This is a genomic window from Veillonella rodentium (genome assembly GCF_900187285.1).
Taxonomy (GTDB): Bacteria; Bacillota; Negativicutes; order Veillonellales; family Veillonellaceae; genus Veillonella; species Veillonella rodentium.
On the sequence record NZ_LT906470.1, the window covers coordinates 682768 to 695000 of the forward strand.

Below are 12233 nucleotides of genomic sequence, written 5' to 3' on the forward strand. Positions count from 1 at the left end.
TCTGAGGTAATTCATGAATTTCGATGTTCTTATATGCTATAATAAAATAGATTATGTGATGGAGGTAAGCGGAGGCTTATCTCATTTTTAAACTAAGGGGGTTAGGGTGCGCATTATTGGTATCGATCCGGGCACGGCTATATGCGGATATGGCATTATAGACGTGAAAGGTAGTAAACTGCTCCCGGTGGCTTACGGGGCGATTACAACTCCCAAGGAATTGACCGATTCACAACGCTTAGAGATATTGTTTAATGACTTAAGTGATATTTTAGAGGAATATAAACCTGATAAATTCGGTGTAGAGGAATTATTCTTTAACCGAAATGTGACGACCGCGATCAAGGTCGGCCAGGCGCGCGGTGTTATTCTGCTCGCTGCTGAGCAGCAGCGCATACCGCTGTACGAGTATACGCCGCTACAGATTAAGCAGGCCGTTACAGGTTACGGTAAAGCGGACAAGAATCAGGTGATTTACATGACCATGAATATTTTGGGGATTCGTGAGAGGATCAAGCCTGATGATACGGCCGATGCCTTGGCGGTGGCAATTTGTACGGCTCATAGTTCTCATGGTGATAGATTAATGAGGTTTGTATAAATGATTGGATATGTAAGAGGCATCGTAACGCATCTTTTTAAAGAGTCCTGTTACGTTGATGTACACGGCGTGGGCTATCGGGTATATGTGCCGACTACTACACGACAACAATTGATAGAGGGGCAAGAGGTGACGCTCTTTACATATCTCAATGTACGTGAAGACGCGATGCAGCTCTACGGCTTTTGGACGGAGGACGAATATGAGCTTTTTATTTTACTCATTTCCGTATCCGGTATCGGTCCTAAGGTGGGGCTCGGTATACTGTCGGGCATGACGCCGGAGGCTTTCAAGCTGGCTGTTATAAACGGTCAGGTACAACAGTTGACCAAGTTGCCCGGTATCGGAAAGAAGTCTGCGGAGCGGCTGGTTTTGGAGCTGAAAGATAAGTTAGCGAAGATGACTCGGATCAGTACGGCTGCACCGATTGCAGTTCAGCCGATTGGAATGAGTGTGAATGACGTGGTCAATGAGGCTGTTGAGGCGCTTGTTTCGTTAGGCTATGCGGAGCGCGACGTGGCGCCTATCGTCGAGTCTCTTGATGACGGTAAACGCGATGTATCGGCATTGATTAAATCCGCTTTAGTTGAGCTTGGAAAGGGACGGTAAGCATGAACGAAGAAGTACGCCTTGTCGGTAATGACGAACATGAAGAAGACATATGGCAATACAGCTTGCGACCGAAGTTTTTCAAGGAATATATAGGCCAAGAGGAAGCCAAGAGCAATTTGAGTGTTTATATTCAAGCGGCCAAGCAACGTCAGGAGTCTCTGGATCACGTCCTTCTCTATGGACCTCCAGGCCTTGGAAAGACGACATTGGCAGGTATTATCGCCAATGAATTGGGTGTTAATTTTCGCATAACTTCAGGCCCTGCGATTGAAAAAGCCGGTGACTTGGCTGCTATATTGACGAATTTGGAACCTCACGATGTGTTGTTTATAGATGAAATCCATCGTTTATCTCGTAGTGTGGAGGAGGTACTGTACTCCGCCATGGAGGATTATGCGTTGGATATCATTATCGGGAAAGGTCCGAGTGCCCGGTCGGTGCGTATCGATTTACCGAAGTTCACTTTGGTAGGGGCGACGACACGTGCCGGTGCCTTGGCTGCACCGTTACGGGATCGCTTCGGCATCATCAACCGGCTTGAGTATTACAAACAATCAGAGCTGGAGTTTATTGTGACCCGGGCGGCGGAAATACTGAACATCGGTATTGAGTCGACAGGGGCCGGTGAAATTGCACGTCGTTCAAGGGGAACGCCGCGTATTGCAAATCGTCTACTCAAGAGAGTGCGTGATTTTGCGCAAGTCGTAGGTGATGGGGTTATCACAAGAGATATTGCGGATGATGCATTGCAACGCTTGCATGTGGATAAAATGGGGTTGGATCGAATCGATCGGCGTGTGTTACAGTGTATTATTGAAAAATATGACGGCGGTCCGGTAGGTATAGATACGATTGCGGCGGCTGTCAGCGAAGAGAGAGATACCATCGAAGATGTGTATGAACCATATTTGATGCAATTAGGTTTTTTAGGACGCACACCGCGTGGGAGGGTGGCGACTAAATCGGCCTATGAACATCTCGGTATTTCACAAACAGGGAAAGAGCAATGAAAACGAAACGATTACAATTGATGATTATGGCCACATTGTTTTTAGGTGTCAATGTGGGCGGTGCTGTTACAGCGGAAGCCGCGACAGTACAAAATAAGAGCGCTGCTGTAGCGAAAAAAACGGCATCATCTAAGGTTGTTATACCTAAATCCGGTATGCAGAAGAAATCTATATTTAGACCATTAGTGACTAAACCGGCACCAAAACCGGCGGTTACACAAAAGTCAACAAGTAAAGCGAGTTCTACTGCCGTAAAGAAGGCTACTGCTGTAAAATCCTCGACTAAATCCGTGAATACAAATACAAAGTCGTCTGCGGCAAAGGTACAGAAGTCATCGGATACAAACAGTATTGCGGCAAATACGGACACCATTACGAGAAATAAAGTCGGTACTGTGGTGACGTCTTCTGCAGAGCATAAGGAGCAGGTACCGAATGTACGTGTTTTATTGGGCAGTCGTACGCAGGATGCAACGGTAAAACCTACATCTGATTTAGTTGTTCTAAATAGTGCGAACGGTCAGGTCAGTCAGGTGGGAGCTAATCGTGGAACCATCATAGGCTTACGAGGTGGTAAAATCGCTGTTAACGGAAAGCCTGTTGACAGTGTGGTTACATTAAAACCTTCTAACAGCGAGGCCCCGTTTCTTTTTGAAGGAAAGCGCTATCGCGGGGGATTGACCTTACGCGCTAATAACGGCACGATGATGATTATCAATCTGGTGCCTTTAGAAGAATATTTATATGGTGTGGTTGCGCAAGAGGCTGTACCGTCTTGGCCGGCAGCGGCATTGGAAGCGCAGGCCGTAGCCGCTCGTACATATGCATTGCATACGATGGAGCAAAATAAGGGTAAATTATATGATGTGAGCCCTACTACGGATCACCAGGTATATGCCGGTGTTGCCGGTGAATCGGCCGCCACTACTGATGCAGTCAGAAAAACTAAAGGCGTTGTTATGCTTTATAATCAGCGCCCTATCAATGCGTTATTCCACTCCGACGGCGGTGGTTATACAGAGGATAGTGCCAATGTGTGGGGTAATGATATTCCGTATTTGAAAGGTGTAAAGGATTACAGTACCGGAACATCTACATCAAACTGGACGGTTACTACGTCGCGTCAGGCTTTGGAAAGCAAGCTGAATGCGGCAAGCAAGGGGGTCGGAAAATTGAAAAGTATTCAATTGACTCCGTTAGGTAAACCGGGTAAAGAAACATCTGATCGCGGTGTATCGGGGCGTATTAAGAGCGCTACTTTCATAGGCACATCCGGTAAAACCACCGTTGATGGTGATTCGTTGCGTAATATTTTAGGCTTGAAATCGACCTTGTTTGATTTTTATGTTAACCATAATCCGGAGAAGGGGAGCGAGAAAGCATATCATAATTTTACAGGTAAAAACGATACCGTTTATATTAAAGGTCACGGTTGGGGGCATGGTCTCGGTATGTCTCAATGGGGTGCTGCGGAGATGGCGAAACAGGCGAAACCGGGGGATGCCAATTATTATCAAACAATTTTACGTCACTATTATAGCGGCATTACATTAAAGAAAATGTACTGATAAGGATTACGATGAAAGTTACAGATTTTGATTATGAACTGCCGGAGGAACTCATTGCTCAACATCCTGTAGAACTGCGTGATACAGCGCGTCTTTTAGTCTTGGATAAGGTTACAGGAGCCGTTGAGCATAAAGCTCATTTCTATGATTTGTTAGAAGAACTGCATGAAGGCGATGTACTCGTATTTAATAATACGAAGGTCATTCCGGCACGACTCTATGGTCATCGCCGAGAATCCGGCGGTAAAGTGGAGGTCTTGCTGCTCACACCATGTGGTGAAAGTCGCTGGGAATGTCTTGTTAAACCGGGAAAAAAATGTCCTATAGGACAAGTTATTGAATTTGATGATCGACTTAGAGGCACCGTATTAGATAAAACTGAATTTGGCGGTCGCATTATTGAATTTACCTGTGATGGTGTATTTGATGATATCATTCAGGAGATCGGTGAAATGCCGTTGCCTCCGTATATTCATGAGAAACTGAAGGATAAAGATCGTTATCAGACGGTGTATGCAAAGGAAAAAGGCTCTGCTGCGGCACCGACGGCGGGGCTTCATTTTACGCCGCAACTGTTAGATGCAATCAAGGCAAAGGGAGTATCCTTGGAATTTGTTACCCTCCATGTCGGTATTGGAACCTTCAGACCGGTATCGGCGGAAAGCATTGAAGATCATGAAATGCATAGTGAATTTTTTGTTGTTCCTAAAGATGTAGCGGACCGCATAAATGCGGCGAAGCGCAACGGTTCCCGCATTATTGCGGTAGGAACCACGTCGGTGCGTACATTGGAGTCCGCCACCGATGATGATGGTATATTACAGGGGATGAGTGGATGGACGCAAATTTTTATTTATCCCGGGTATCAATTTAAGATGATTGATGCTCTCGTGACGAATTTCCATCTGCCCCAATCTACATTATTGATGTTGATCAGTGCTCTAGCAGGCCGTGAACATTGTTTGGCGGCTTATGAAGAAGCTGTTCGAGAGAGGTATCGCTTTTTCAGTTTTGGCGATGCTATGTTTATACGATAGGAGAGGACATGGCCAGTATAACCTTTGAATTACAAAAGACCTGTCCTCATACAGGGGCGCGTGCAGGTCTATTACACACACCTCATGGTACGTTTCAGACGCCTATGTTTATGCCTGTAGGCACACAAGCTACGGTAAAAACGATGACGCCGGAGGAATTGAAAGACATGGGCTCTCAAGTCATCTTGAGTAATACGTATCATTTATTTTTGCGTCCTGGCGCTGAATTGATTGAAGAAGCCGGCGGCCTTCATACATTTATGAATTGGGATCAGGCGATTCTTACAGATAGCGGCGGATTCCAGGTGTTCAGCTTGGGGGACATGCGTAAAATCACGGAGGAAGGTGTTACTTTCAGATCGCATATTGACGGATCGAAACAATTTTTATCACCCGAGGTCGCTACAAAGGTACAGGAACAGTTGGGATCCGATATTGCGATGGCCTTTGATGAATGCATTCCGTATCCGGCAGATCATGATTATGCTAAACGCTCTACGGCACGTACCACTCGATGGGCTCATCGATGTCAGGAGGCGCGTCATGCACATGACCGTCAAGGCATGTTCGGTATCGTCCAGGGCGGTATGTACAAGGCTTTGCGTAAACAAAGCGCTGAAGAATTGGTTGCGATGGATTTTGAAGGATATAGTATCGGCGGTTTATCGGTAGGTGAACCGCATGATTTGATGAATGAAATCCTCGAATATACTACACCGTTATTACCGACCGATAAAGCCCGTTATCTGATGGGGGTCGGTACGGCGGACTGCCTAGTGGAAGGCGTGGCACGCGGTGTCGATATGTTTGACTGTGTATATCCGACGCGGGTAGCTCGCAACGGGATGGCCATGACCTGGAAGGGGCGTCTCAATATTCGAAATGCCGTTTATAGCAGGGATTGGGGTCCGTTGGAGGAAGGTTGTCAATGCTATACCTGTCAAAATTATTCTCGCGCTTATATTCGTCATTTGTATAAGGCGGAGGAAATTCTAGCGTTGAGACTCGTAACATATCATAATCTTTATTTTTTACTTGAGTTTATGCGTCAAATGCGTCAAGCTATCCTAGAGGATCGATTCCCTCAATTCAGAATGCAGTTCTGGGATAGTTTTAAAAAATAGTAATTTAGTCTAGTCAAATTTATCTTAGATGGCTATACTAGAAAAGAAATACAAATTTATTATCTAGGAGGAAAAAATGGGAGATATCCAACAAATATTACAAACCAGCTGGCCGATTTTGTTAATGGTAGTGATTTTTTATTTCTTATTGTGGCGTCCACAAAAGAAACAACAAAAAGAACGCGCCAACCTTTTGGGCAGTTTGAAAAAAGGTCAGAAAATCGTTACTATCGGTGGTATTTATGGAGAAATCATTGAGCTTGACGATGAAAAGGTGAAGGTACAGGTTGCTGAAAAGGTTGAATTGACTTTTGCGCGCACCGCTATTGCAAATGTGCTTTCCAAGAAAAATAAGGACGAAAAATAATGAATACGAAGGAAGCAGTGCGCCGGGCGTGTAAATCCGTGCGCGCTGCTTTATCGATTGAAGATTGTGAACGATGGACAAAATCGTTAACAGAACAAATTACTTTGAATCCTCGGTATCAGTCGGCAAAGACCGTTATGGCTTATTTAGCGATGCCTAAAGAGGCTAATTTAGACGGTGTAATCAGACATGCCTTAATATGCGGTAAATCTGTATACGTTCCTGTATGTGTCGATAAGACGACGATGATTGCAGTTCGTCTGCAGTCTTTGGATGCTGTTACTCGTGGTGTTCTAGGTATACGTATTCCTCCTGAACCATATGATATCATCCAGCCGGATGATCTGGATTTGATTCTTGTGCCCGGTGCGGGATTTGACCGTTATGGCGGGCGCATGGGAATGGGAAACGGTTATTATGATCGATTTCTCGCGGGGCTTTCACCATCATTCTATATAGGCGTGTGTTGGAGTGCTCAATTGAGCGATACACCGATTCCGATGGATGAGCACGATTGTCGGGTGGAACAGATTATTACAGAGCAAGGCATAGTGCATTGCGTGCAGTAGAAGGGAGCAACTATTTTGAAAGGCAAAGCTATAGTAAAGTTTTTATTTGCCGTTGCTGTCATCATTGGGTTATTTGCGTACTTTATTCAACCTTTAGCGGGATCCTTGAAACAAGGTCTTGATTTACAAGGCGGTACGCATATCGTACTGGAAGCGGAAGATTCCGCAACCGGTGTGGCTGATAATGATGCGGTTGAACGGGCAAAACAGATCTTGGAGCGTCGTATTAATGAAATGGGGCTATCCGAACCGTTGGTACAACGTGAAGGGGCTCGTCGTATTATCATCGAATTGCCGGGGGTAAAAGATCCTGACGAAGCAATTAAACGTATCGGTAAGACAGCGGTGTTGGAATTTAAAAATGATCAGGGCCAAACCGTAATGACCGGTGATGATTTGAAAGATGCGAAGGAAGAGCTGGGACAGAATAAACAACCGCTTGTTGCCATTGAATTGAGCGATGAAGGGGCTAAGAAATTTGCCGATTTGACATCTAAAAATATCGGTCGTCGCATAGCGATTACATTGGATGGTAAAGAGTTGACGAATCCCGTAGTACAACAAGCTATTACAGGCGGTAAAGCGACTATTTCCGGCAGTCAAACGTTGGAAGAAGCCAAAGACTTAGCGATTCTTTTGCGTTCCGGTGCATTGCCTGTAAAAATCAATGTATTGGAAGTACGTACAGTGGGTCCGTCCCTGGGACAGGACTCGAAGGATAAATCCGTTGTAGCATTCAGTGCCGGGATCGCTATGATTATGATCTTCCTGATCATTTTGTATCGTTTGTCCGGTGTTGTAGCTAATCTTGCATTACTTGTGTATGTTCTGCTTCTATTACTCGTATTGGGCAAGGGCTTTGCTGCAACCATGACATTGCCGGGTATTGCCGGTATTATCCTGTCTATGGGGGTCGCGGTAGATGCGAATATCCTCATATTTGAGCGATTTAAAGAAGAGGTATTTTCCGGTAAATCCATGCGTGTTGCTATGGAAGCCGGTTTTAGCCGTGCATTGGCAACCATTACCGATGCGAACGTATCCGTTATTATTACGGCGGCTATTTTGACGATTCTCGGATCAGGACCTGTTAGAGGTTTTGCTATCAGCTTGGGTGTCGGTGTTGTGGTAAGTATGTTCACAGCGATTACTGTGAGCCATTTCTTATTGCGCTTATTGATTGATTGTAATTTCACGAACCATCCATTCTGGTTTGGTGCGAATATTTCCCCTGCCACAAGCGCAGATGCTTTTGCACCAAAAACTTTGAAAGGAGGTAAGCGCAAATGACATTAGATGTAATCAGACACCATCGCTGGTGGTTTGCCATTTCCTCTATTCTAGTTATTATCAGCCTTGTGTCGATTTTTACAAAGGGATTTAACTTTGGTATCGATTATACAGGCGGTACCATTGTCGAGGTGGTATTTGACAAGCCCGTAGAGGTTAGTCAGGTTCGTGATGTTTTGAAAGCATATAATCTTGAAAGCGCACAAATTCAGCTTTCCGGAGATACGACAGGTGATACGTCCGGTGAGGATGTAATGATTCGTACCCGTAACTTGGAGCCGAGTGAAAGCGCAGCCGTTGTAGAATCCTTAACAAAATCTCTTGGAACTAATACGGTTAAGCGTATAGAAACAGTAGGTGCCGTTATCGGTTCCGAGGTGACGGAACATGCGATTCTAAATCTTGTCATCGCTTTTGCCGCACTTGCACTGTATATTTCATATCGCTTTGAATATAAGATCGCTGTTTCCGCATTAGCGGCTATTCTTCATGATTTGATTATGGTTTTAGGCGTATTCTCGTATTTTCAGTTGGAAATCGATGCGTCTTTCTTGGCGGCGATTTTAACAGTCGTAGGTTATTCGATGAACGAATCCGTTGTTATTTTTGACCGCATTCGTGAAAATACTCATACTCATAAGCGTACGGATACATTTGCGGACTTGGCAAATGCATCTATTACGCAAAGTATTCATCGCAGTTTTTATACATTGGCAACGGTTATGTTCGCATGTGTATCCCTTTTTGTATTTGGCGGCGATACGACGAAAAACTTTGCATTATGTATGATTATCGGCTTTGCCAGCGGTGCATATTCCTCTATCTGCGTAGCTACTTCCTTGTGGGTCTTATGGAAAAGCCGTAATAAGAACGATATGCGCAATCAACAATAGTATAAGGATTACTTTTGCGATATTTATTGTGAAAGCATATAAAACCCCTTCGGGAATTTTCGTAATTCCTTGGAAGGGGTTTTGTATTTTGCACTATAGTTGCAGATATGAAAGGATTTTCATAAAGGGGATAGAATTTTAAATATACAATAAATATACTGTTTAAAAGAATAAATTATGTTGTAAAATGAATAAACGATGAAAATGAAGAAAGGGTGGAAAAATTTATTGACGTTTATTTTAGATATGCTATACTTATAAAAGTCATTACGTTACGGCTCAATAAATATTGAATTTTTAATCTATAAAAAGTTTAAAAAATGCTTGACGAAATGAACAGAACTTGATATTATAATCAAGTCGTCAGTTAACACGATCATTTCTTTGAGAAATGCTTGAACATTAGATTTTATCTGGGTTAACTGGTAACAGATCTTTGAAAACTGAACAATGATAGGTAATCAATCAAAACGATTGAACATATGCCAGAGTGCGGGTTTTGACACAGTCAAAACCAACCATAATTCAAAGCTACTTAATTGTAGCGACAACAAAACAAATGAGCTATTCAAATAGCTTCAAGATATCTTGGAGAGTTTGATCCTGGCTCAGGACGAACGCTGGCGGCGTGCTTAACACATGCAAGTCGAACGAAGAGCGACGGAAGCTTGCTTCTATCGATCTTAGTGGCGAACGGGTGAGTAACGCGTAATCAACCTGCCCTTCAGAGGGGGACAACAGTTGGAAACGACTGCTAATACCGCATACGATCTGACCTCGGCATCGAGGATGGATGAAAGGTGGCCTCTACATGTAAGCTATCACTGAAGGAGGGGATTGCGTCTGATTAGCTAGTTGGAGGGGTAACGGCCCACCAAGGCGATGATCAGTAGCCGGTCTGAGAGGATGAACGGCCACATTGGGACTGAGACACGGCCCAGACTCCTACGGGAGGCAGCAGTGGGGAATCTTCCGCAATGGACGAAAGTCTGACGGAGCAACGCCGCGTGAGTGATGACGGCCTTCGGGTTGTAAAGCTCTGTTAATCGGGACGAAAGGCCTTCTTGCGAATAGTTGGAAGGATTGACGGTACCGGAATAGAAAGCCACGGCTAACTACGTGCCAGCAGCCGCGGTAATACGTAGGTGGCAAGCGTTGTCCGGAATTATTGGGCGTAAAGCGCGCGCAGGCGGATCAGTCAGTCTGTCTTAAAAGTTCGGGGCTTAACCCCGTGAGGGGATGGAAACTGCTGATCTAGAGTATCGGAGAGGAAAGTGGAATTCCTAGTGTAGCGGTGAAATGCGTAGATATTAGGAAGAACACCAGTGGCGAAGGCGACTTTCTGGACGAACACTGACGCTGAGGCGCGAAAGCCAGGGGAGCGAACGGGATTAGATACCCCGGTAGTCCTGGCCGTAAACGATGGGTACTAGGTGTAGGAGGTATCGACCCCTTCTGTGCCGGAGTTAACGCAATAAGTACCCCGCCTGGGGAGTACGACCGCAAGGTTGAAACTCAAAGGAATTGACGGGGGCCCGCACAAGCGGTGGAGTATGTGGTTTAATTCGACGCAACGCGAAGAACCTTACCAGGTCTTGACATTGATGGACAGAACCAGAGATGGTTCCTCTTCTTCGGAAGCCAGAAAACAGGTGGTGCACGGTTGTCGTCAGCTCGTGTCGTGAGATGTTGGGTTAAGTCCCGCAACGAGCGCAACCCTTATCTTATGTTGCCAGCACGTAATGGTGGGAACTCATGAGAGACTGCCGCAGACAATGCGGAGGAAGGCGGGGATGACGTCAAATCATCATGCCCCTTATGACCTGGGCTACACACGTACTACAATGGGAGTCAATAGACGGAAGCGAAGCCGCGAGGTGGAGCGAACCCGAGAAACACTCTCTCAGTTCGGATCGTAGGCTGCAACTCGCCTACGTGAAGTCGGAATCGCTAGTAATCGCAGGTCAGCATACTGCGGTGAATACGTTCCCGGGCCTTGTACACACCGCCCGTCACACCACGAAAGTCGGAAGTACCCAAAGCCGGTGGGGTAACCTTCGGGAGCCAGCCGTCTAAGGTAAAGTCGATGATTGGGGTGAAGTCGTAACAAGGTAGCCGTATCGGAAGGTGCGGCTGGATCACCTCCTTTCTAGGGAGACATACACCGGGCCGAGCGCCCGGATGTCACTTAGGTCGACACTTTGGCGGGTAAGTAGACGTAGCATAAGCGCTAGCTGTACTTACTACTTATCATTGTTCGGTTTTGAGAGATCTGTAAAGACTCTCAGATGGTTTAATACCATTTACAATTTAATAGATTTCGATGGCTATCCGGGCGCATGAGATGAACGACGTCGCCGCGTAATGGTAATTACGCAGGACAAGTGAAGCGAATGCAACGACGATAGACGCGAAATATATGAATTGTTTGTTCTTTGAAAACTGCATAGAAGAATTAATATATATTTGTAAGGTCATCTCTTAGAATTTCTAAGTAGGTTGACCCGAGCACATAGGAAATAATTCTCTGACTTAATTGGTGACGTACATGAATATGTACGGCTACAAATGAACGACAATGTATCTAATGCATGTCAATGAAATCTAAGAATAGATTTTCGTCAGAATTGGATGGATAACGAGGCGTGCCAGTGAGGTGATGTCGCCGCGTACTCATGTACGCAAGACAAGCCGAACGCAGCACAACGAAGTTAGCCGCAAATTATGGCGTAAAATAAGTAAAGATTTTAAGGGCGTACGGTGGATGCCTTGGCGATATCAGCCGAAGAAGGACGCGGTAAGCTGCGAAAAGCTACGGAGAGGTGCAAGCAACCTTTGACCCGTAGGTATCCGAATGGGGGAACCCGGCAGTGGTTATGCACTGTCACCCATACCTTTGAGTATGAGGAGGGCACCCGGGGAACTGAAACATCTAATTACCCGGAGGAAGAGTAATCAAACGAGATTTTCTCAGTAGCGGCGAGCGAACGGGAAAGAGGCCAAACCGGAGCGGGCAACCGCACCGGGGTTGAGGACAGTCATCAAGTGTAAATGAGGTAGAAGAATGGAGCTGGAACGCTCAGCCGTAGAAGGTGAAAGCCCTGTAATCGAAACCTTGCATACACGGGACTGTATCCGGAGTACCACGAGACACGTGAAACC

General features: G+C 45.5%; 10 protein-coding genes and 2 rRNA genes (1 of these 12 running past the window's edge). All 12 read left to right on the forward strand.

What is annotated here, in order from left to right:
• Positions 1 to 106: 106 nt before the first annotated feature.
• On the forward strand, positions 107 to 601 hold the full coding sequence (ruvC, locus tag CKV62_RS03000) for a crossover junction endodeoxyribonuclease RuvC (RefSeq protein WP_095065612.1): 495 nt from the start codon (positions 107 to 109) through the stop codon (positions 599 to 601).
• Complete coding sequence (ruvA, locus tag CKV62_RS03005; RefSeq protein ID WP_095065614.1) at positions 602 to 1210, forward strand: Holliday junction branch migration protein RuvA; 609 nt, start codon at positions 602 to 604, stop codon at positions 1208 to 1210.
• Between the two features lie 2 nt (positions 1211 to 1212).
• Entirely contained in the window at positions 1213 to 2223 is a 1011-nt protein-coding gene (ruvB, locus tag CKV62_RS03010; protein ID WP_095065616.1) for a Holliday junction branch migration DNA helicase RuvB, read from the forward strand.
• On the forward strand, positions 2220 to 3791 hold the full coding sequence (locus CKV62_RS03015; RefSeq protein WP_095065618.1) for a SpoIID/LytB domain-containing protein: 1572 nt from the start codon (positions 2220 to 2222) through the stop codon (positions 3789 to 3791). Before ruvB ends, CKV62_RS03015 begins: the two co-directional genes overlap by 4 nt.
• Positions 3792 to 3802: 11 nt before the next feature.
• Positions 3803 to 4828: a tRNA preQ1(34) S-adenosylmethionine ribosyltransferase-isomerase QueA gene (gene queA, locus CKV62_RS03020; RefSeq protein WP_095065620.1), complete on the forward strand. Its 1026-nt coding sequence runs from the start codon at positions 3803 to 3805 to the stop codon at positions 4826 to 4828.
• A gap of 8 nt (positions 4829 to 4836) precedes the next feature.
• On the forward strand, positions 4837 to 5952 hold the full coding sequence (tgt, locus tag CKV62_RS03025; protein WP_095065622.1) for a tRNA guanosine(34) transglycosylase Tgt: 1116 nt from the start codon (positions 4837 to 4839) through the stop codon (positions 5950 to 5952).
• A 76-nt stretch (positions 5953 to 6028) separates the two neighbouring features.
• Positions 6029 to 6319, forward strand: a complete 291-nt coding sequence (gene yajC, locus CKV62_RS03030) for a preprotein translocase subunit YajC (RefSeq protein ID WP_095065624.1) — start codon at positions 6029 to 6031, stop codon at positions 6317 to 6319.
• Entirely contained in the window at positions 6319 to 6888 is a 570-nt protein-coding gene (locus tag CKV62_RS03035) for a 5-formyltetrahydrofolate cyclo-ligase (RefSeq protein WP_095065626.1), read from the forward strand. The genes yajC and CKV62_RS03035 overlap by 1 nt, the downstream gene beginning before the upstream one ends.
• 15 nt (positions 6889 to 6903) lie before the next feature.
• Entirely contained in the window at positions 6904 to 8178 is a 1275-nt protein-coding gene (secD, locus tag CKV62_RS03040; protein ID WP_095065627.1) for a protein translocase subunit SecD, read from the forward strand.
• Positions 8175 to 9071 (forward strand): protein translocase subunit SecF, encoded by an 897-nt coding sequence (gene secF, locus CKV62_RS03045; RefSeq protein ID WP_095065629.1) that lies wholly within the window; start codon positions 8175 to 8177, stop codon positions 9069 to 9071. The genes secD and secF overlap by 4 nt, the downstream gene beginning before the upstream one ends.
• 585 nt (positions 9072 to 9656) lie before the next feature.
• Positions 9657 to 11220 (forward strand): 16S ribosomal RNA (locus CKV62_RS03050).
• A 588-nt stretch (positions 11221 to 11808) separates the two neighbouring features.
• Positions 11809 to 12233, forward strand: a 23S ribosomal RNA gene (locus CKV62_RS03055); it runs 2510 nt beyond the window's last position.
• The 16S and 23S rRNA genes sit together here, the layout of an rRNA operon.

Bases quoted from the DNA above. Each gene is read 5' to 3' on its own strand.
- ruvA (WP_095065614.1), top strand. From the start codon at position 602: ATGATTGGATATGTAAGAGGCATCGTAACGCATCTTTTTAAAGAGTCC.
- ruvB (WP_095065616.1), top strand. From the start codon at position 1,213: ATGAACGAAGAAGTACGCCTTGTCGGTAATGACGAACATGAAGAAGAC.
- CKV62_RS03015 (WP_095065618.1), top strand. From the start codon at position 2,220: ATGAAAACGAAACGATTACAATTGATGATTATGGCCACATTGTTTTTA.
- queA (WP_095065620.1), top strand. From the start codon at position 3,803: ATGAAAGTTACAGATTTTGATTATGAACTGCCGGAGGAACTCATTGCT.
- tgt (WP_095065622.1), top strand. From the start codon at position 4,837: ATGGCCAGTATAACCTTTGAATTACAAAAGACCTGTCCTCATACAGGG.
- yajC (WP_095065624.1), top strand. From the start codon at position 6,029: ATGGGAGATATCCAACAAATATTACAAACCAGCTGGCCGATTTTGTTA.
- CKV62_RS03035 (WP_095065626.1), top strand. From the start codon at position 6,319: ATGAATACGAAGGAAGCAGTGCGCCGGGCGTGTAAATCCGTGCGCGCT.
- secF (WP_095065629.1), top strand. From the start codon at position 8,175: ATGACATTAGATGTAATCAGACACCATCGCTGGTGGTTTGCCATTTCC.